Annotated in this window: 18 protein-coding genes; 16 read left to right on the top strand and 2 right to left on the bottom strand. The window is 63.7% G+C overall.

Annotated elements, in window-relative coordinates; genetic code table 11:
* The first annotated feature begins 26 nt into the window (after positions 1-26).
* The 9 genes from JOH52_RS19170 (at position 27) to phnN (ending at position 9940) form a co-directional block, all read left to right on the top strand.
* On the top strand, positions 27-1154 hold the full coding sequence (locus JOH52_RS19170) for an NAD(P)/FAD-dependent oxidoreductase (RefSeq protein WP_107010393.1): 1128 nt from the start codon (positions 27-29) through the stop codon (positions 1152-1154).
* Positions 1155-1256: 102 nt separating this feature from the next.
* A complete protein-coding gene (locus tag JOH52_RS19165) occupies positions 1257-2510 on the top strand; it encodes a trimethylamine--corrinoid methyltransferase (RefSeq protein ID WP_015243074.1) in 1254 nt (417 codons plus the stop codon).
* A gap of 166 nt (positions 2511-2676) precedes the next feature.
* Entirely contained in the window at positions 2677-3516 is an 840-nt protein-coding gene (gene phnC, locus JOH52_RS19160) for a phosphonate ABC transporter ATP-binding protein (RefSeq protein WP_014527211.1), read from the top strand.
* A 91-nt stretch (positions 3517-3607) separates the two neighbouring features.
* A complete protein-coding gene (phnD, locus tag JOH52_RS19155; protein ID WP_017272145.1) occupies positions 3608-4513 on the top strand; it encodes a phosphonate ABC transporter substrate-binding protein in 906 nt (301 codons plus the stop codon).
* Between the two features lie 170 nt (positions 4514-4683).
* Positions 4684-5646, top strand: a complete 963-nt coding sequence (phnE, locus tag JOH52_RS19150) for a phosphonate ABC transporter, permease protein PhnE (protein WP_014527213.1) — start codon at positions 4684-4686, stop codon at positions 5644-5646.
* Positions 5647-5655: 9 nt separating this feature from the next.
* Positions 5656-7173 carry a phosphonate ABC transporter, permease protein PhnE gene (phnE, locus tag JOH52_RS19145; protein WP_017272146.1) on the top strand — a complete coding sequence of 506 codons (1518 nt, stop codon included), beginning with the start codon at positions 5656-5658 and terminating at the stop codon, positions 7171-7173.
* 334 nt (positions 7174-7507) lie between these two features.
* Positions 7508-8215, top strand: a complete 708-nt coding sequence (locus JOH52_RS19140; RefSeq protein WP_013850708.1) for a DUF1045 domain-containing protein — start codon at positions 7508-7510, stop codon at positions 8213-8215.
* Position 8216: 1 nt separating this feature from the next.
* Positions 8217-9356 (top strand): alpha-D-ribose 1-methylphosphonate 5-triphosphate diphosphatase, encoded by a 1140-nt coding sequence (locus JOH52_RS19135; RefSeq protein WP_014527214.1) that lies wholly within the window; start codon positions 8217-8219, stop codon positions 9354-9356.
* Positions 9353-9940: a phosphonate metabolism protein/1,5-bisphosphokinase (PRPP-forming) PhnN gene (gene phnN, locus JOH52_RS19130; protein WP_013850710.1), complete on the top strand. Its 588-nt coding sequence runs from the start codon at positions 9353-9355 to the stop codon at positions 9938-9940. Before JOH52_RS19135 ends, phnN begins: the two co-directional genes overlap by 4 nt.
* 19 nt (positions 9941-9959) lie before the next feature.
* Here the strand turns inward: phnN and JOH52_RS19125 are convergent, their stop codons facing one another.
* Positions 9960-10331 carry an ArsR/SmtB family transcription factor gene (locus JOH52_RS19125; RefSeq protein ID WP_013850711.1) on the bottom strand — a complete coding sequence of 124 codons (372 nt, stop codon included), beginning with the start codon at positions 10329-10331 and terminating at the stop codon, positions 9960-9962.
* An 89-nt stretch (positions 10332-10420) separates the two neighbouring features.
* Between JOH52_RS19125 and JOH52_RS19120 the strand changes: the two genes are divergently transcribed.
* The 7 genes from JOH52_RS19120 (at position 10421) to hutU (ending at position 18616) form a co-directional block, all read left to right on the top strand.
* Complete coding sequence (locus JOH52_RS19120) at positions 10421-11605, top strand: MFS transporter (RefSeq protein WP_014530449.1); 1185 nt, start codon at positions 10421-10423, stop codon at positions 11603-11605.
* Between the two features lie 196 nt (positions 11606-11801).
* On the top strand, positions 11802-12359 hold the full coding sequence (locus JOH52_RS36810; RefSeq protein WP_234833327.1) for a reverse transcriptase domain-containing protein: 558 nt from the start codon (positions 11802-11804) through the stop codon (positions 12357-12359).
* A complete protein-coding gene (locus tag JOH52_RS36805) occupies positions 12278-13141 on the top strand; it encodes a reverse transcriptase domain-containing protein (protein ID WP_318852087.1) in 864 nt (287 codons plus the stop codon). The genes JOH52_RS36810 and JOH52_RS36805 overlap by 82 nt, the downstream gene beginning before the upstream one ends.
* Before the next feature lie 202 nt (positions 13142-13343).
* Complete coding sequence (gene hutI, locus JOH52_RS19110; RefSeq protein ID WP_013850714.1) at positions 13344-14591, top strand: imidazolonepropionase; 1248 nt, start codon at positions 13344-13346, stop codon at positions 14589-14591.
* The gene (gene hutH / locus JOH52_RS19105) at positions 14588-16123 is read left to right on the top strand and encodes a histidine ammonia-lyase (RefSeq protein ID WP_013850715.1); all 1536 of its coding nucleotides are present in this window, start codon (positions 14588-14590) and stop codon (positions 16121-16123) included. The genes hutI and hutH overlap by 4 nt, the downstream gene beginning before the upstream one ends.
* Before the next feature lies 1 nt (position 16124).
* On the top strand, positions 16125-16940 hold the full coding sequence (gene hutG / locus JOH52_RS19100) for an N-formylglutamate deformylase (RefSeq protein ID WP_010975686.1): 816 nt from the start codon (positions 16125-16127) through the stop codon (positions 16938-16940).
* A gap of 2 nt (positions 16941-16942) precedes the next feature.
* A complete protein-coding gene (hutU, locus tag JOH52_RS19095) occupies positions 16943-18616 on the top strand; it encodes a urocanate hydratase (protein WP_033043727.1) in 1674 nt (557 codons plus the stop codon).
* A gap of 18 nt (positions 18617-18634) precedes the next feature.
* Here the strand turns inward: hutU and JOH52_RS19090 are convergent.
* Positions 18635-19581 (bottom strand): IS630-like element ISRm2011-2 family transposase gene (locus tag JOH52_RS19090; protein ID WP_011970797.1). Its coding sequence is split into 2 segments (ribosomal slippage): positions 18635-19242 and positions 19242-19581, totalling 948 coding nucleotides; the frame shifts between segments, so codons are not numbered across the junction.
* Between the last annotated feature and the right edge of the window lie 207 nt (positions 19582-19788).

Below are 19788 nucleotides of genomic sequence, written 5' to 3'. Positions count from 1 at the left end.
CCGCCGGCAAGTTGCGGGAGCGGTACATGCCAAACTACGACGTCGTGATTATCGGGGGCGGGATCGCCGGCTTGTCGCTCGCCTATTTTCTGAGCCCGCATCGTTCCGTCGCCGTCCTGGAACGGGAGGAGGCGCTCGGCTATCACAGCACCGGCCGCTCGGCCGCCGAGTTCGTTCTCAGATACAACGCGCCGGAGATCTGCAAGCTCGCGACGATATCGAGGGCCTTCTTCGATCGGCCGCCGGAAGGCTTTAGCGAAGTGCCGCTGCTAAGGCAGCGCGGCGGCGTGGTGATCGCCGGTGCCGGGAAACTCGATCGATTTGAAAAGCTGCTCGCCGAAGAACGCGAATTCACACCAGAAATCCAGCGGCTCACGAAGGACGAGGCGCTTGCCTGCGTTCCGATCCTCAAGCCCGACTATGTCGCAGCCGCCTTCCACGACCCGAATTTCTGGGACATCGAAGTCGAGAACCTGCTCCAGGGCTACGTCAAGGGCGCCCGCCGCAACGGCTGCGACATCCTCGAGCGCCATGAAATCCGTGCCGCTCGGCATCATGGATCGGGCTGGCTGCTGGGCACGGCGGCCGGTGAGATCGGGGCCAAGGTCGTCGTCAACGCGGCCGGTGCCTGGGCGGACCCGGTTGCCGGGGTCTTCGGCGTAAGCCCGAGCGGCATCGTCCCGCATCGGCGCACCGCCATCACCGTCGACCTGCCTGCAGGCATAGATGCAGCAAAGCTTCCGGAAATCAACGAGGTAGACGAAGACTTTTACATGAAGCCCGAGGGAGGGAGGCTGCTCGCCTCGCCCGCCGACGCGACGCCGTGCGAAGCATCGGACGTTCAGCCGGAGGAGATCGACGTCGCCTGGGCCGCACACTACGTCGAGGAGGCGACGACGGTCCCGGTAAGAAGAATCGTCAAGAGCTGGGCGGGTCTGCGCAGCTTTTCCCCCGACCGGCTGCCCGTCATCGGTTTTGCGCCAGGCTGCCCGGATTTCTTTTGGCTGGCCGGCCAGGGCGGCTATGGGATCCTCACTTCGCCTGCGCTTGGCGCGCTGGCGGGCACCCTTCTGCGCGACACCGCACCGCCCGCAGGCTTCCGGGCCGAAGGGCTCGATCCCCGACAATTCGACCCGGGTCGCCTGCAGAGCTGAAGCAATTTCGCGAACCGGGTCGCAATCGCGACAAATTCCCGCCCGCAGACGTGATACCTAGCTCGACAAAGGGCAGCGCGCCCAGCCAATTGGAAATCGCCGATGCTTGGTCTGCAATCGATCTCGAGTTCCGATCTCGGATCGGCCCTGACGGGCCACGGGATCATCACGGTCGACGAGTCGGCGCTCGGGCAAATCGAAGCGGGAGCAGATCGCGTCCTCGAAGAGGTCGGCATTCGGTTCGAGGACGACCCGGAGACGCTCGACCTCTGGCGCGAGCACGGCGGTATCATAAAGGGCGACCGCGTTTTCCTCGAAGGGTCTCGCCTGCGTCAGATCATCAGGGGAAGCGCACCGCAGAGCTTCGTCCTTAGAGGCCGCAATCCGGACCGCGACACCGGAATAGGCGCTGGCCAACCTGCGGCCATCGCACCGATCTACGGCGCGCCGAACGTCCTGCTCCCTAACGGCCGCCGCGCTGCCGGATCGCTGGAGATTTACCGACGGCTGGTCTCGATGGCCCATGCGGCACCGGCAATCTCGAACACGGGCCACATGATCTGCGTGCTGAACGATGTGGCGGAGGCCGACCGGCCCATGGAGATGGCGCTCGCCCACCTCACACTGTCCGACAAACCGTTCATGGGCACCATCGCATCTCCGGAAGCCGCCGAACAGGTGATCGACGCGGTCTCGATGGCGGTCGGGCGGGAGCCGAAGGCCGGAGAATGCGAACTGCTGCACCTGATCAACGCCACGCCGCCGCTGACGTACAAGGAAAATCCGCTGAAGTGCCTGCGCGCGATCGCGCAGCGCCGTCAGGCTTGCATGGTGACCTCCTACATGATGATGGGAGCGACGTCGCCGGTGACCGGTGCAGGCACGTTGATTCAGGGATATGCCGAGGTCCTGGCAGGGCTGGCCCTCGCACAGCTCTGGTCGCCGGGCGCGCCGGTGGTGATGGGACTGTTCGGCATTCCCTTCGATATGCGCAGCATGCTGCCCTGCTATGGCGATCCTGCCTCGCATCTGGTGCAGATCTATGCGGTCCAACTCGCTCGCCGGCTGGGCGTGCCGGTTCGCGGCGAAGGCGGCGTCACATCGGCTAAGATGGACGACGGCCAAGCCGGCAGCGAAGGCGCGCGTGCGACCGCAGCTTCGTTGCTTTCCGGCGCCGATTTCATCCTCCACGGGGCCGGCTGGCTCGAACAGGGCCGGTCAGTCTCCATCGGCAAGTTCAAGCGTGAAGCCAAGGCGATTGCCGAAAGCTGCGGCTTCGGCACCGACCAATCCGCACTTCCGCTGCCGTTCGATCCGCGGTTGGAAGCCGACCTGCGCCGCAGGTTGCGGGGGTGACGGGTCTCACAGGTCACGATGACTGCGGCCGAAGCGTTCGAGGTTCATGAACCGCACCTGTGCACTGTTACAGAACCTACACGAAACTGACACTGCGCTTTCATGAAGCGCGGATATGGCAGGGTCATACCGATGACCGGTCTCCCCGAAAGAGGAACTGCTGCCAATGTTTCAGTTGAAGAACGTAACCCGCCAGTTCGGCAAGAAGACAGCCGTCAGCTCGGTTACCTTCGACATACCGCAGGGTCAGATGGTTGGCATTATCGGTCGCTCCGGCGCCGGCAAGTCGACACTCCTGCGCATGATAAACCGTCTCGTGGACCCCTCCTCCGGCTCGATCGAATTCGCCGGCCTACAGGTCTCCTCGCTCAAGGGGGCGGCTCTGCGCAATTGGCAGCGCGACTGCGCGATGATTTTCCAGCAGTTCAATCTGGTGCCTCGACTCGACGTGCTGACCAATGTTCTCCTCGGGCGACTGAACCATCGATCCACCGTACTGAGCGTCCTCAACATGTTCAGCCGCGAAGAGCGCATCATGGCGATCGGTGCACTGGAGCGTCTGGGGATCGAACAGACCGCCCTTCAGCCGGCCGGCACGCTCTCGGGTGGGCAGCAGCAGCGCGTCGCAATCGCCCGCGCGCTGATGCAGCAGCCGAAGGTGCTGCTCGCCGATGAGCCGATCGCGTCGCTCGACCCGCTCAACGCCAAGATCGTGATGGACGCGCTGCGCGACATCAACGAGCGCGACGGCATCACCGTGATTACCAATCTGCATACGCTCGATACCGCGCGGAACTATTGCGAGCGGGTCATCGGCATGGCGCATGGCCGTGTCGTCTTCGACGGGCAGCCGAAGGATCTTACCGCCGCCGCGGTCGCGGCGATCTATGGCGCGGAAACGGCGATCGAGGAGTCGATGACCTCGACCAGCATCAACACCCCCGCGGAAGCCCCGCGGGAAACAGCATCGGCCGGCTTGAAGCCGCTGGCACTGGCCGGCCCTTAAGGTCCGCCGCGATCGAATGCCCGCGTCAAGGGCGCCTTTTCGAAACCGAGAAAGACCCCGGCGCGTCCGGGAAAACGGGAGAACGAACCCAATGCTTAAAAAAGCTCTTCTGAGCGCGGTCGCGCTTTTCGCCCTCGTCGGCCACGCACAGGCCGAAGACCTGAAGGAATTCCGCGTCGGCATCATCGGCGGCGAAAACGAAGCCGACCGCCTGCGCAACTACCAGTGCCTCGTCGATCAGCTCCCGGCAGCCATCGGCGTCGAGAAGGTCTCCCTCTTCCCGGCGGCCGACTATGACGGCGTGATCCAGGGCCTCCTCGGCGGCACGCTCGATTACGCCGAACTCGGCGCCTCCGGCTATGCCAAGATCTATCTCGCCAAGGCAGACGCGGTCGAGCCGATCCTGACGACCGTCCAGACCGACGGCTCCACGGGCTATCATTCGATCATGGTCGCCCGCAAGGACTCGGGCATTACAAAGCTCGAAGACCTGAGGGGCAAGAAGCTCGGCTTCGCCGATCCGGACTCGACCTCGGGCTATCTCGTTCCCCTCGTCACGCTGCCGGAAGCGATCGGCGCGCCGGTCAAGGAATATTTCGGCGAGACCGGCTTCGGCGGCGGTCACGAGAACCTCGTGCTTGAAGTCGTGAAGGGCACCTTCGATGCCGGCACGACCTTCGGCTCGGGCGTCGGCGAGTTCAAGGACGGCTACACCTCGGGCAACCTGCGCAAGATGGTCGACAAAGGTATCGTCGACATGAACGACCTCGTCGAACTGTGGAAGTCGCCGCTGATACCGAACGGCCCGATCGTCGTGCGTACCGCATTGAACGACGACATGAAGGCCAAGTTCAAGCAGTTCATGATGGATCTGCCGAAGACCGATGCAGCCTGCTTCTCCGCCATCCAGGGCGGCGACTTCACCGGTTTCGTCGAGGTCAACAGCGATTTCTACAAGCCGATCATCGACGCCCGCAAGGCGACGATCGGCGGCTGATCGCCGAACGCGTCATCCTGCGCCGGCCGCCAAGCTGCGGCCGGCGTTCGACTATCGGGCACCTGCAGCCGCCGCTCCGGATCGTCTCGATCAAACGATCCTACTTTTTGAAACGACGCACTTCCTCTTCCCGGAAGCGCTCTAGAGGCCGGCCCCCAGCCGGAAACCCAATGGCCACTTCCGTGTCTACACGGCACCTCAGCGAGAACGGCGCTCTTATCGAGCGTCACTGGCAGGAGCTCAACAATCGCCGGCGTCTCTATACCTGGCTCGGTCTCGCATTTCTCGCGTTGACGCTTTTCAGTTCGCTCTGGTTCGCGAACGAGTCGAACGCGGGCAAGTTCTTCGACCGGCTGCCGCACTTCTTCGATTTCGTCGGACATCTCATGCCGCGCGATCCGATAGAGATCATTCGCGCCCTCTTCGACCTGCCTTCGCCCTATGACGACGGCAGTTTCAAATACAATTACCCGGATGGGCGCCTCTATGTGACCGAGAGCTTCTACATCCCGGAATATGTTCACAAGATGCTGGAGACCGTGAACATCGCCATCTTTTCGACTATCATCGGAGTCTTCTTCGGCTTCATCCTGTGCTTCCTCGCCGCGAAAAATCTGATGCCCAATCCCTGGATCAGGGGCATCGTACGCCGGCTGATGGAAATCCTGCGCGCCTTTCCGGAAGTCGTCATCGCCGGCTTTTTCCTGGCAATCCTTTCGCTTGGGCCTATTCCCGCCATCGCTGCGGTGTCGATCCACACGATCGGCGCGCTCGGCAAGCTGTTCTTCGAAGTGGTCGAGAATGCCGACATGAAACCGGAGGAAGGTCTGCGTGCCGTCGGCGCCAACTGGATCGAGCGGGTCTGGTTCGGCATGGTCCCCCAGGTGCTGCCCAATTTCACCAGCTATTTTCTGCTCCGGCTCGAAATCAACGTGCGCGCCTCGACGATCATCGGCGCCGTCGGCGGGGGCGGAATCGGGGAACTCCTGCGTCTGTCGATCGGCCAGGGGCATGAAGCGAAGACGCTCGCGATCGTCCTCCTGCTCTTCGCCACGATCTTCGCCGTCGATCAGTTCTCCGCCTGGCTTCGCCGCCGCCTCGTCGGCGACCAGGCCTTTCAGCTTGCGCAATAGGACCGCATCATGATTGCCTCGACAAACCTCGATGCGCGCGAAATGGAAGCTATCGCAGCGCGCCACCCGCATCTCCTGCAGTCGTCGGCCGCCAAGCGGCGCAGTACGGCACTGATAACGGCTGGCGTCGTTCTTTACATGATCTTCAGCTGGTGGTTCTTCTCGATCGGCTACGTGCTCGCCAATGCCAATTGGGGGATTGCCGGCACCTATCTCGCAGACTGGGTATCTTACGAAGTGCGGCCCGAGATCGCCGTCGCACCCGATGGAACGATGAGCGTGTCCTTCGGGCGCAATTCGCCGCTTGGAGACGATCCAAGCCCGGAATGGGTCACGCTCGAAAAGGAGACGGTGACGCGAACCGTCGCCGCTCCGGCGGCCGCGGCGCAAGTCCAGAAGCCAAAGACCGCCTCCTCTTTCAGCTTCATGGCGCCCAACGCGGCGCGCGGCGCCGACACGAATTCGACGCCGCAGGAAGATGCCGCCACGACCCGCACCGAAGAAGCCGTCACGCACGCCGTGGTGAAGTTCGATAGCTCCACGCGTATCGACGTCGCCGAAAAGCTGGTGACAGTCACACACTCGGGCGAGACGCTCGTGCTTCAGGTCGACGGCGCGGACAACGTGACGCCGGAAGGACCCCTTCCCTCCTGGGCGATCCAGAAGCGGCCGGGCGAGAAGGTGACGCTGTCCTTCGGCACCACCGGCTGGGCCGAAGTGGAGGGCGACGAGGTCTCCATCCGCAATCGCTTCTTCGGCTGGGTGAATTTCCTCTTCGACACCAACTCGCCCTTCTTCGGGAAGCCATACAGCGAAGTCGCCTCCTTGATCGTCTCCGGACAACGGCTCGATCCGGCGCGCTCAAATCTCTCCCTTGCCTGGAACAACATCCTCTACAATGCGGAATGGCAGCATCTGGACGTGTGGACCAAGCTCCTGCAGACGATCGTCATGGCTTTCGTCGGAACGCTCTTCGCCTCCTTCATCGCCTTCCCGCTTTGCTTCCTCGCGGCGCGCAACATCACGCCGAGCCGCCTCACCAATCAGTTCGTGAAGCGTTTCTTCGATTTCCTGCGGTCGGTCGACATGTTCATCTGGGCGCTGTTTTTCACGCGCGCCTTCGGGCCCGGGCCGCTCGCGGGCATCTCGGCGATCTTCTTCACCGACACGGGCACGCTGGGCAAGCTCTACTCCGAAGCGCTCGAGAATATCGACGACAAGCAGCGTGAGGGCGTCAAATCGGTCGGCGCCGCGCCGGTCGCCGTGCAGCGCTTCGGCGTGCTGCCGCAGGTCCTGCCGGTCTTTGCCAGCCAGGCCCTCTATTTCTGGGAGTCGAACACGCGTTCGGCCACCATTATCGGCGCCGTCGGCGCCGGCGGGATCGGCCTAAAGCTGTGGGAGGCGATGCGCACAAATTCGGATTGGGAAAATGTCGCCTATATGGTGCTGCTGATCTTGATGGTCGTGTTCGTTTTCGACAGCATCTCCAATCTCTGCCGATCGCGCCTCATTGGCCGTACACACTAGAGCGGGATGAGGAAAAGTGTGCGGTTTTCCGCCCGCATCCCGCGTCTCAACTTCTTGGAATCGATCACGTTGATGTTTTTGGGTCGACCCGACCTAGAATCATTGTGATCTAGAAACGGATCGGCCGATTCGGATAATGACGAACTGATTCGAGATAACTGGAGCGGGAGCAGGCGAAGCTGCAAACAATCCATCCCGCTCCGAACCGATTTGCGTTCTGAGCCGATGTCATCATGATGTTGTCATGCAAATCGGCTAGCTGCGCATTTCATCCCGCGAACCATCGACTCGGGGCAAACTGCGTCGAGGCGACTGATGAAGAGAGTGTGAACCCGTGCGCTATGCAATCTACTTCGCGCCGCCGTCCGATGACCGGCTGTCGCAGACCGCCTCGCGTTGGCTGGGACGCGACGCGTTCACCGGCGGCGCCCTGGACTGCCCGGAAAATCCGGCAATAGGATGTGAAGAGCAGATGGCATTGACGACCGAGCCCCGCCGTTACGGTTTCCACGGGACGCTGAAGGCACCCTTCGGGCTTAGCTCCAGCCGCCGTGAAGCCGACTTGATCGCGGCTTTCGACGAGTTCGCCGCGGAGATCGAGCCGTTCGAAGTGCCGGAGATCGTCCTGCATCAGATCGGCCCCTTCTTCGCGCTCGTCTCCGCCGAGCCTTGGCCGCCCCTGCAGCGCCTTGCGGAGCAGGCGGTTCGCCGTTTCGAGCCATTCCGGGCGCCGCTTTCGGAAGCCGATCTCGCCCGCCGCAATCCGGAGAGGCTTACGCAGCGTCAGCGCGAGTACCTGGCCGCATGGGGCTACCCATACGTCTTCGAGGAGTTCCAGTTCCATCTGACACTTACGGGGCCGGTGCCGGAAGAAATGCAGCGGCCCATGAGAATGGCGCTCGAAACGGTCTTCGCCGAATTCATCGGCAAGCCGCTTGCCGTCTCGACGATTGCGCTTTTCGCCGAAGAGCGCCGCGGCGCTCCTTTCACCGTCCATTCCCTGCTGCCGCTTGGCGGCGCATCCGAACGAAAGATCGCATGACATGCCCAAAGAACAGGTTTTGACCAACGCCCGCATCGTTCTGGAGGACCGGATCCTCGACGGTTCGGTGCTGATCCGCGACGGCAGGATCGCCGACATTTCCGAAGGGGCGAGCGCCGCGGGCGAGGATTTCGAGGGTGACTACCTGCTGCCCGGGCTGGTCGAACTGCACACCGACCATCTCGAGGCGCATTATTCTCCGCGCCCCGGGGTTCGCTGGCTGAAGATCGCGGCCATCCAGGCCCATGACGCCCAAGTCGTCACCTCCGGCATCACCACCGTCTTCGATTGTCTGCGCCTGGGCTCGGACGAGGACAGCGGCTTTCCGAAGGGCGAGATGCGCAGCATGGCCGATGCGCTCGCCCAGGCCAAGCAAGAGGGCCGTTTGCGGGCCGATCACCTGATCCATCTGCGCTGCGAAGTGTCGACCGCCGACGTGCTGGAGCACTATGAGGACTTCCGGAACGACCCGCAGGTCCGTCTGGTTTCGCTGATGGACCACGCGCCCGGGCAGCGCCAGTTCCAGACGATGGACCAGTACACGCTCTACTACAAAACCAAGCGCGGCCTTACCGACGATGCCTTCGCCGCATTCATCGAGCGTCAGCAGGCGCTCTCGGCTCGCTATGCGACACCGCATCGAAACGCGCTCGCAAAAGCGTGCGCCGAGCGCGGCATCACGGTCGCCAGCCACGACGATGCGACGGTCGAGCATGTCGAAGAATCGATCGGCTACGGCATTCGCCTTGCGGAGTTCCCGACAAGCTTCGAGGCGGCGGAAGCCTCGCACCGCGCGGGCCTCAGCGTATTGATGGGCGCGCCCAATATCGTGCGCGGTAAGTCACATTCCGGCAATATCGCCGCGCGCGATCTCGCGAAGCGCGGCGTCCTCGACGTGCTTTCTTCCGATTACGTTCCCTTCAGCCTGATCCATGCGCCTTTCATTCTGGCAGACGAGGTCGAATCGATCGGCCTTCCCGAGGCCATTGCGATGGTGACGGCGACGCCCGCCCGCACAGTCGGGCTCGAAGATCGCGGCCGGATCGCCGTGGGGCTGCGCGCCGACATCGCGCGCGTTCGCCGGCCGGAGGGCATACCGGTCGTCCGCTCGGTCTGGCGCGAAGGACGGCGTGTCGCATGACCACCGCCGATCGAGTATCCGGAACGCTCATCGTCGTCGTCGGTCCGAGCGGTGCCGGGAAAGACAGCGTCATGGGCTTTGCCGCCCGCCATTTCGCGCAGCGGCCCGATATTCTCTTCGTCCGGCGGGCGATCACAAGACCGTCGGATGCAGGCGGCGAAGTGCACGAAAGCGTGTCCGACGCCGAATTCGAGGAGATGAGCCGGAGCGGCGCTTTCGCCGTTTCGTGGCAGGCGCATGGGTTGAGCTACGCCATCCCGGCAGAGATCGCCGAAAAGATCGCCAAAGGCATGACCGCGATCGTAAACGGCAGCCGCGCCGCCCTCCCCGCCATTCGTCAGGCGTTCGGTACGATCGCCGTTGCGGTGATCACCGCCGAGCCGCCGGTGCTGGCGAAACGGCTGGCGGAGCGCGGCCGGGAGAGCGAGGAAGACGTGCTCCGCCGCCTGACGCGGCAGGCACCCGACGTCATCGCCGATGCCGACGTAACGGTCATCGACAACAGCGGCAGGCTGGATGTGGCGGGCCGGCAATTCGTCGCGCTGGTCGAGCGGCACTCAGCTAAGCGCCATCACCCTGCCTGAAGAAGAGGCGGGCGGTTCTTTATCGCGCCTCGCCTTGTGCCAGGGCCTCCTCCTCTGCATCCTCGATCTTCTTGACCATGGGCAGGTCCACCGCGGCGGTGATAATGGAATCGAGGAGGCCGGGAAAGCGGATGTCGAGATCGTCGCGCCGCAGCGTGATCAACCGGCTGGTACCGGAGACCTCGGTACGCGTGATGCCCGCCTCGCGCAGCTTGGCCAGATGATAGCTGATATTGGTCTTGGAGCCGAAATCCGTGAAGTTCAGGCACATGGTCGGCCGTCCGGCGCGGCGGGCGAGATAGCCCACGATCGCCAGGCGCGTCGGATCGCCGAGGGCCACTAGGACATTGGACAGGGTGATCTGATCGGCGGTGGGATGCGGTAGGGTCATTGGATCCACGATTAGCAGTCTCGGCATATTGACACGGCGAGCAACCAAGTTCAATAGTTCAATATCTTTTGAACAAGCGGGGTCTCCCGATGGACAAGCGCATCATCTGGCTCGCCGTTGGCTCTTTTACGATGAGCACGGTCGGCTTCGTCTTTTCAAGCCTTTTGCCGTCGATCGCTGCCGACACGCACACGACCATTCCCCATTCGGGGCACCTGATCACGCTGTTCTCGCTTTCCTATGCCATCGGCGCGCCGCTGCTTTCGGCCCTGGCCGGCGCGGCGGACCGGCGTCGACTGCTGGTGACTGCAATGCTCGTATTCGTCGTCGGCAACTGCATCGCGGCGATGAGCGTCTCCTTCACCACGCTGCTGCTCGCCCAGATCGTGATGGGAATGGCAAGCGGACTGTTTGCCGCCACGGCGCAAGCGGCGGCGGTTTCACTGGCAGGACCGGAGCACCGCGCATTGGCGATTTCAATCGTGGTGGGCGGCACCACATTCGCCGTGGCGCTGGGCGCGCCTCTCGGCGCGCTGATTGCCGCCTTCTGGGGATGGCGCGGCACGTTCGGGGCGGTCGCTCTGCTTGGGCTCACCTGCGCTGCCGTGCTCTGGCTGCGCCTGCCGCGGGGCCTCAGTGGAACGAAGCTGACAATGTCCGAGCGCTTCGGCGCCATCGGCCGTCCGGGCGTGGCCTCGTCGCTCATGGTGACGTTTCTGTATCTCACCGGCGGCTTCATGATCATCTCTTATCTCGCCCCGCTGGCGATCGACGGAGCCGGGCTTTCGCAACTGGCGCTGCCGGGGCTGTTGCTCGCCTTCGGGGTCGGCGCGGTGATCGGCAATCTCTCCAGCGGCTATCTGGCCGACCGGCTCGGCGCCACGCGCGTGGTGACAGCTTCGCTGATCTCCGCGCTCGCGGTCTCGCTGATGATCGCCTTCGGCCTGCACTTCCTCACGCGCGATCTCGCCGGCTTGCTGCTGATCGGCATAATGGTGCCATGGGGAATCGTCGGTTGGGCGTTTCCGCCGGCCCAGGCGAGCCGCATAGTCGGCTTCGCGCCGGAGGTTGCCCATTTGACCCTGTCGCTCAACGCCTCGGCGATCTATCTCGGCATCGCGACCGGCACGGCGATCGGCGGACGGGTGCTCGAGAATACGGCTGCCGCGGATCTCGGCTTCTTCGCGGCACTGTTTCCGGTGGCTTCACTCGCCGTCCTTTATGCAGGACTGCGATCCCATCGGCGGCGCCTGGCGACTGCGGCGGCGGAATAGCTTCCCGCTTCCGCATAGTCGCCGACGCAGGCCAGACCTCAGTTCTCTCCATAAGCCCCGGACGGAAGTTCGGGGTTTTTCTGTGGTGCGCCGGCGGAGCGAGAAGTCAGCAGAGGTTGTAGTAGCCGTATCCGCGGCGAAGGACCGAACGAAGAGGAGGGCTTGAGGCATAGTGATGCAGGAAGCCAGGCATCAGATGCCCGCGAGAGCGGGGCGGTCCGGGGGGAGACAGGGTGAAGCCCTGTCTGAACCGGGCAGCGATGAAGCGACCTGCCCGCGCTGTGACGCGCAGAGCACAGGGCCGGGGCTGCTGGAAGCGGCCCTGGCGCGCGAGAACCTGCAAAGAGCCTGGAAACGGGTGAAGGCCAACAAGGGCGCGGCTGGTGCGGACGGTCTGTCCATCGAGGCGACCGCGGCTCATCTGCGCACGTCGTGGCCTGACATCCGCGAACGGGTTCTGGCGGGAACGTACCGGCCGATGCCGGTGCGACGGGTGACGATCCCGAAACCGGATGGCGGCGAGCGCGAGCTCGGCATCCCGACGGTGACGGATCGCTTGATCCAGCAGGCGCTGCTGCAAGTGCTGCAGCCGCTCCTTGATCCCGCTTTCAGCGAGCACAGCCACGGCTTCCGTCCGGGCCGTAGTGCGCATGGGGCCGTGCTTGCGGCGCAATCCCTTGTGCAGTCGGGCCGGCGGATTGTCGTGGACGTCGACCTGAGAAGTTCTTCGACCGGGTCAACCACGACATCCTGATCGACCGCCTCAGCAAACGGATATCGGACAAGCGGGTTATCCGCCGGATCCGGGCCTATCTGAACAGCGGCATCATGGACCATGGCGTGGTCCAGGAGCGGGTGATGGGCACGCCGCAAGGCGGGCCGCTGTCGCCGCTTCTGGCCAATGTGCTGCTCGATGAGGTGGATAAGGAACTGGAACGCCGGGGCCATTGCTTCGTGCGCTATGCGGACGACTGCAACGTTTACGTTGGCAGTCGCAAGGCGGGCGAACGGGTCATGGCGCTTCTGCGGCGGCTTTACGGACGGCTGCACCTGACGATCAACGAGGGCAAGAGCGCGGTTACCAGTGTGTTTGGCCGCAAGTTCCTCGGCTTCAGCTTCTGGCGGGGCCGGGATGGCGCGGTCAAGCGGCGGGTGGCCGACAAGCCGCTCAAGGCGTTCAAGCGCCGCGTCCGGCAACTGACCCGCCGTTCGGGCGGGCGCAGCATGGCGGAAGTGGCCGAGCGCCTGCGCGTCTATGTTCTGGGTTGGAAAGCCTACTTCCGGCTGGCACAAACTCCAAGGCTCTTCAAGGAGCTGGAGGAGTGGATGCGTCACCGGGTGCGCGCGATCCAGCTCAAGCACTGGAAGCGTGGCAAGACCACCTACAAGGCCCTGCTTGCCAAGGGCGCCAAGCCCGAAGTGGCACGGCAGATCGCGGTCAACAGCCGCAGATGGTGGCGCAACAGCGGCATGTTGCTCAATTCGGTCCTAACCCTCAGGTGGATGGATGCCCTCCGTATCCCCCGCCTCGCCTGACCTCAACTCTTCGAACCGCCCGGTGCGGACCCGCATGCCGGGTGGTGTGGCAGGGGCGCGGTCACAACGGCCGCCCCCTATGCCGATCCTGTTTCCGTGCTTCTGGCCGGCAGCTCCCATCGCGTTATCTCACCGATCATATTTCTCACTTGTCATCGCCGGTATTATGTATATACATTATTGGCGAAGAAGGGCGGTACCTATGGACGGAAACGAAAACCCAAATCCTGCCAGAACCAGCCTCTGGCGCAATGCACGCCTTGCCACACTTCGTGAGGAGCTGGGCCCACTCGGGATCATCGAAGACGGCGTTATCGCCGTTCGCGGCGAGCGGATCGTCTATGCCGGTCCCGAAGCCGGTCTGCCTTCGGAGCTTGCTCGCGCCGACCAGGTCTTCGATTGCGAAGGCCGCTGGGTCACCCCGGCGCTGATCGACTGCCACACGCATATCGTCCATGGCGGCAACCGCGCCCGGGAGTTCCAGCTCCGCCTCGAAGGCGCGACCTATGAGGAGATCGCGCGTGCCGGAGGCGGCATCGCTTCGACCGTCGAGGCAACCAACGCCCTTTCCGTCGAGGCACTCGTGGAGGCCGCACTTCCACGGCTCGACACCCTTCTCGCCGAAGGCGTGTCCACCGTCGAGGTTAAGTCGGGCTACGGTCTCAACGTCGAGGCCGAACTCAAGATGCTGCGCGCCGCCCGCCGGCTGGAAAGCCTGCGCCCGGTGCGCATCGTCACCAGTTATCTCGCAGCCCATGCGACCCCGCCGGAATTTCGCGGACGCAACGGCGACTACATCGCCGAAGTCGTCCTGCCAGGCCTCACCGCAGCTCACGCCGAAGGGCTCGCCGACGCCGTCGACGGCTTCTGTGAAGGCATAGCCTTTTCGCCGGCGGAAATCGCTTCGGTCTTCGACAGGGCGAAGTCGCTCGGCCTGCCCGTGAAGCTTCACGCCGAACAGCTTTCGGATCTCGGCGGCGCGAAGCTCGCTGCTTCCTACGGCGCTCTCTCGGCCGACCACCTCGAATATCTCGACGCTGCGGGAGCCGCCGCCATGGCGAAGGCCGGCACGGTCGCCGTCCTCCTGCCTGGGGCTTTCTACACCCTCCGGGAAAAGCAGCTTCCGCCTGTCGAAGCACTCCGAGAAGCTGGAACGCGCATCGCCATCGCTACCGATTGCAACCCCGGCACTTCGCCGCTGACCTCGCTGCTCCTCACCTTGAACATGTCCGCGACGCTTTTCCGCCTGACGCTGGAGGAATGCCTCGCAGGCGTTACCCGTGAGGCCGCCCGTGCGCTCGGGATCCTCGGAGAGACCGGCACGATCGAAGCCGGCAAGTCTGCGGATCTTGCCATCTGGAACATCGATCAACCGGCGGAATTGATCTACCGTATCGGTTTCAATCCCCTTCGGGAGCGGATCTTCAAGGGTGAAAGGATTCTCCGATGACCGTCATTCTCAGGCCCGGCTCCGTTCCGCTCAGTGACCTCGAAACGATCTACTGGACCGGCGCACCGGCGCGCCTCGATGCCGCCTTCGATGCCGGCATTGCCAAGGCCGCAGCGCGGATCGCCGAGATCGTGGCGGGCAATGCGCCGGTCTACGGCATCAACACGGGCTTCGGCAAACTGGCCTCGATCAAGATCGACAGCTCCGACGTGGCGACGTTGCAGCGCAATCTGATCCTCTCGCACTGCTGCGGCGTAGGCCAGCCGCTCACGGAAGACATCGTGCGCCTGATCATGGCGCTCAAGCTGATCTCGCTCGGCCGCGGCGCCTCCGGCGTTCGGCTGGAGCTCGTCCGGCTGATCGAAGCGATGCTGGACAAGGGCGTGATCCCGCTCATTCCCGAAAAAGGCTCGGTCGGCGCTTCCGGCGACCTGGCGCCCCTTGCCCATATGGCCGCCGTGATGATGGGTCATGGCGAAGCCTTCTTTGCCGGCGAACGCATGAAAGGCGACGCTGCATTGAAGGCGGCGGGGCTCTCGCCGGTAACGCTTGCCGCCAAGGAAGGCCTGGCGCTGATCAACGGCACGCAGGTCTCCACGGCTCTCGCCCTTGCCGGGCTCTTCCGCGCACACCGCGCCGGCCAGGCCGCCCTCATCACCGGCGCCCTTTCGACCGATGCGGCCATGGGCTCTTCCGCCCCCTTCCATCCGGATATTCACACGCTGCGCGGCCATAAGGGCCAGATCGACACGGCCGCCGCCTTACGGCAGCTGCTGACCGGCTCCCCAATTCGGCAGAGCCATATCGAGGGCGACGAGCGGGTTCAGGACCCCTATTGCATCCGCTGCCAGCCGCAGGTGGATGGCGCTTGCCTCGATCTCCTGCGCTCCGTCGCAGCCACGTTGACGATCGAAGCCAATGCCGTCACCGACAATCCGCTGGTGCTTTCGGACAATTCCGTCGTTTCCGGAGGCAACTTCCATGCCGAACCGGTCGCATTTGCCGCCGACCAGATCGCGCTCGCGGTGTGCGAAATCGGCGCCATTTCCCAGCGCCGCATCGCCCTTCTGGTCGACCCTGCGCTCAGCTACGGCCTGCCGGCCTTTCTGGCCAAGAAGCCGGGCCTCAACTCCGGACTGATGATCGCTGAGGTCACTTCGGCGGCGCTGATGTCGGAAAACAAGCAGCTCTCCCATCCGGCCTCCGTCGACTCGACGCCGACCTCGGCGAACCAGGAAGACCACGTGTCCATGGCCTGCCACGGTGCGCGCCGGCTTTTGCAGATGACGGAAAACCTCTTTTCGATCATCGGCATCGAGGCGCTCGCCGCGGTGCAGGGCATCGAGTTCCGCGCGCCGCTCACCACCAGCCCGGAACTTCAAAAGGCTGCCGCAGCCGTGCGCAGCGTCTCCTCGAGTATCGAGGAAGACCGCTACATGGCCGACGACCTCAAGGCCGCGGGCGATCTCGTCGCGTCGGGCCGATTGGCCGCCGCCGTCTCCGCGGGCATTCTTCCGAAACTGGAGAACTGACATGGCCGTCTTCGAAGTCAGGCAGGGCAGCTCGCCCGTCATCCTCGGCTTTCCGCACACGGGCACCGACGTGCCTGCCTCGATCCGGGAACGGCTCAACGACAATGGCCGCATCCTCGCCGATACGGACTGGCATATCCACGATCTCTACCAAGGTCTTCTGCCGGACGCGACCGCGGTTCGCGCGACCTTTCACCGCTACGTCATAGATGCCAATCGCGATCCTGCAGGCGTCAGCCTCTATCCCGGCCAGAACACAACCGGGCTCGTGCCCGAAACTGATTTCGATGGTCTGCCTATCTGGAAAGAAGGCGAAGGTCCGACGGAGGTCGACATAACAGAGCGCCTGCGCGATTTTCACGCGCCCTATCACGCGGCGCTCTCCGCAGAGATCGCCCGCGTCAAGGCGATCCATGGCGTCGTCGTGCTTTACGATTGCCATTCTATCCGCTCGCATATTCCCTTCCTCTTCGAAGGCCGGCTGCCGGACTTCAATATCGGCACCGATATGGGAAAGACCTGCGCCACTGAAATTGAACGGGCAGCCGCAGAAATCGCAGCCGGAGCAGAGTGTTACAGCCATATCCTCAATGGCCGTTTCAAGGGTGGGTGGACGACCCGTCACTATGGCCGCCCGGAACAGGGCGTGCACGCGATCCAGATGGAACTGGCGCAATCGACGCATCTGGCGACGGAAGCACCGCCCTTCGCTTTGGACCGGGCGAAAGCCGACAGGCTTCGCCGTCCGCTGAAAGCCATTCTGGAACGCATCGAAACAGTCGCTAAAGAGCTCAAAAGGACAGGGAGCGAGGCATGAACATGAACAATCCGCGCCACAATATTCGCGAAGTGCGCAGCCCGCGCGGCACCGAGATCAGCGCCAAGAGCTGGCTGACGGAAGCGCCGCTCCGCATGCTGATGAACAATCTCGACCCTGATGTCGCCGAAAATCCGCACGAGCTCGTCGTCTATGGCGGCATCGGCCGCGCAGCCCGCACCTGGGCCGATTTCGACCGCATCGTGGCGTCTCTGAAGGACCTCAACGAGGACGAGACCCTCCTCGTCCAGTCCGGCAAGCCGGTCGGCGTCTTCCGCACGCACAAGGATGCTCCGCGGGTGCTGATCGCCAACTCCAATCTCGTGCCGCACTGGGCGACCTGGGATCACTTCAACGAGCTGGATAAGAAGGGTCTTGCCATGTACGGCCAGATGACCGCCGGCTCGTGGATCTATATCGGCACGCAAGGCATCGTCCAGGGCACCTATGAGACCTTCGTGGAGGCCGGTCGTCAGCACTATGGCGGCAACCTGAAAGGCAAGTGGATCCTGACGGGCGGCCTCGGCGGCATGGGTGGAGCCCAGCCGCTCGCCGCCGTCATGGCCGGCGCCTGCTGCCTCGCCGTCGAATGCAATCCGGACTCGATCGATTTCCGCCTGCGCACGCGCTACCTCGATGAGAAGGCCGAGACGCTCGAAGAAGCCATGGAAATGATCGAGCGCTGGACGAAAGCCGGCGAGCCAAAATCGGTCGGCCTGTTGGGCAATGCAGCCGAGATACTCCCGGAAATGGTCCGTCGCGGCATCCGCCCCGATATGGTCACGGACCAGACCTCGGCGCACGATCCGATCAACGGCTATCTGCCGAAGGGCTGGACGATGGCCGAATGGAAGGCCAAGCGCGAGAGCGACCCGAAGGCGGTCGAGAAGGCCGCCCGCGCCTCGATGCGCGACCATGTCGAGGCGATGCTCGCCTTCTGGGATTCCGGCGTCCCGACCCTCGACTACGGCAACAACATCCGCCAGGTGGCCAAGGACGAAGGTCTCGAGCGCGCTTTCGATTTCCCCGGCTTCGTACCGGCCTATATCCGTCCGCTGTTCTGCAGGGGCATCGGCCCCTTCCGTTGGGCGGCGCTCTCCGGCGATCCGGAAGACATTTACAGGACTGACCGGAAGGTGAAGGAGCTGCTGCCGGACAACAAGCACCTGCACAACTGGCTCGACATGGCGCGCGAGCGCATCGCTTTCCAGGGCCTGCCTGCACGCATCTGCTGGGTCGGACTCGGCGATCGTCACCGCCTCGGCCTCGCCTTCAACGAAATGGTGCGCAGCGGCGAGCTGAAGGCGCCGATCGTGATCGGCCGCGACCATCTCGACTCCGGCTCAGTCGCCTCGCCGAACCGCGAGACCGAGGCGATGAAGGACGGCTCGGATGCGGTCTCCGACTGGCCGCTGCTGAACGCGCTCCTCAACACCGCCTCCGGTGCTACCTGGGTGTCACTGCACCACGGCGGCGGCGTCGGCATGGGCTTCTCGCAGCATTCCGGCATGGTGATCTGCTGCGACGGTACCGACGATGCGGCGCGCCGCATCGAGCGCGTCCTGTGGAACGACCCGGCAACGGGCGTCATGCGCCACGCCGATGCAGGCTATGACATTGCGGTAGACTGCGCTCGTGAAAAGGGCCTGCGCCTGCCGGGCATATTGGGGGAGTGATCTTAGAGCGGTATGTATTTAAGCCCGTTCATATCCCGCCTCTTTGAAGTAGGCTGCGCATTCCTGTGGGGTGACGGCTTGGAGAATGTGGCGCAGTTCGTCATGGATTGCATCGCGTGATCTGGCCTGTGCCTCACGCAACCAGTGCTTGATTTTGGCGAAGAGCTTTTCGATCGGATTGAGATCGGGGGAATATTTCGGCAGAAAGAACAGGCGGGCGCCGGCCTTACGGATGGCGGCGCGGATCTCCTGACCCTTATGGGAGCCGAGATTGTCCAGGATGACGATGTCGCCGGCTTTGAGTTCCGGCACCAGAACTTGCTGGACATAGATGCGGAAGCGTTCGCCATTGATCGGGCCATCGAGGATAAAGGGAGCGCTGACGCGGTCGGCCCTGAGTGCGGCGACAAAGGTCATGGTGTTCCAATGGCCGAAGGGGGCGTAGCCCACCAGTCGTTCGCCGCGAGGCGCCCAGCCCCGCAGCGGCGCCATGTTCGTCTTCGTCCAGGTCTCATCGATGAAAACGAGGCGGGCGGGATCAATTCCGGGGCAGTGCTTCAGCCATCGTGCCCGGTGGCGGGCGACGTCGGGCCGCTCCCGTTCGCTGGCGACCAGCGTCTTTTTTTATAACTCAACCCCTCTTCGTGCACGAAGGTCCAGACGGCGCGATAATCCACCTTCAGGCCGCGCTCGCTCAACTCGGCGACAAGTCCGTGCAGCGTGAAGTCGCGCTCGCGGCAGCGGCAAAGCAGCCAAGCCCGGTGCGGACCGGAAAGCTTGCGGGGCTTGTGCCCACCCATCTGGCCGGGTGCGGCGCTGCCCGTCTCGCGAAACCGCCGCACCCAATCGATCGCGGTGCTGATGCCGATGCCGAAGCGCTTGGCCGCTGCCCGGCACGATAGGCCCTCGCCCGTCACCGCATCGACAACGCGTTCCCGAAGATCATTCGAAAAAGGTCTCGCCATAAAGGCCGGCCTCCTTCACCGGCCTGAATGGTGAATCTGATTTGCGCAGAAAAAGGAATCCCCTTTCCGATTCCGCCTAAATGCATCCCGCTCTAGTCGCTCAGTGAACACGGTCAGGACCGTACCCTCCACTCTCATCCCTGTGCTCGTCACAGGGATGAGAGCGGCGCCGCGTCTGCGGCGCGGAAGGGTCTTTTCAGCCCAAGG

Source organism: Sinorhizobium meliloti, from assembly GCF_017876815.1.
Lineage (GTDB): Bacteria > Pseudomonadota > Alphaproteobacteria > Rhizobiales > Rhizobiaceae > Sinorhizobium > Sinorhizobium meliloti.
This window is presented reverse-complemented; position numbering and strand designations above follow the sequence as displayed.

Bases quoted from the DNA above. Each gene is read 5' to 3' on its own strand.
- JOH52_RS36810 (WP_234833327.1), top strand. From the start codon at position 11,802: ATGCCCGCGAGAGCGGGGCGGTCCGGGGGGAGACAGGGTGAAGCCCTG.
- phnN (WP_013850710.1), top strand. From the start codon at position 9,353: ATGACCACCGCCGATCGAGTATCCGGAACGCTCATCGTCGTCGTCGGT.
- phnD (WP_017272145.1), top strand. From the start codon at position 3,608: ATGCTTAAAAAAGCTCTTCTGAGCGCGGTCGCGCTTTTCGCCCTCGTC.
- JOH52_RS19120 (WP_014530449.1), top strand. From the start codon at position 10,421: ATGGACAAGCGCATCATCTGGCTCGCCGTTGGCTCTTTTACGATGAGC.
- JOH52_RS19165 (WP_015243074.1), top strand. From the start codon at position 1,257: ATGCTTGGTCTGCAATCGATCTCGAGTTCCGATCTCGGATCGGCCCTG.
- hutU (WP_033043727.1), top strand. From the start codon at position 16,943: ATGAACAATCCGCGCCACAATATTCGCGAAGTGCGCAGCCCGCGCGGC.
- phnE (WP_017272146.1), top strand. From the start codon at position 5,656: ATGATTGCCTCGACAAACCTCGATGCGCGCGAAATGGAAGCTATCGCA.
- JOH52_RS19125 (WP_013850711.1), bottom strand. From the start codon at position 10,331: ATGACCCTACCGCATCCCACCGCCGATCAGATCACCCTGTCCAATGTC.
- hutG (WP_010975686.1), top strand. From the start codon at position 16,125: ATGGCCGTCTTCGAAGTCAGGCAGGGCAGCTCGCCCGTCATCCTCGGC.
- hutH (WP_013850715.1), top strand. From the start codon at position 14,588: ATGACCGTCATTCTCAGGCCCGGCTCCGTTCCGCTCAGTGACCTCGAA.
- phnE (WP_014527213.1), top strand. From the start codon at position 4,684: ATGGCCACTTCCGTGTCTACACGGCACCTCAGCGAGAACGGCGCTCTT.
- hutI (WP_013850714.1), top strand. From the start codon at position 13,344: ATGGACGGAAACGAAAACCCAAATCCTGCCAGAACCAGCCTCTGGCGC.
- JOH52_RS19170 (WP_107010393.1), top strand. From the start codon at position 27: ATGCCAAACTACGACGTCGTGATTATCGGGGGCGGGATCGCCGGCTTG.
- phnC (WP_014527211.1), top strand. From the start codon at position 2,677: ATGTTTCAGTTGAAGAACGTAACCCGCCAGTTCGGCAAGAAGACAGCC.
- JOH52_RS19135 (WP_014527214.1), top strand. From the start codon at position 8,217: ATGCCCAAAGAACAGGTTTTGACCAACGCCCGCATCGTTCTGGAGGAC.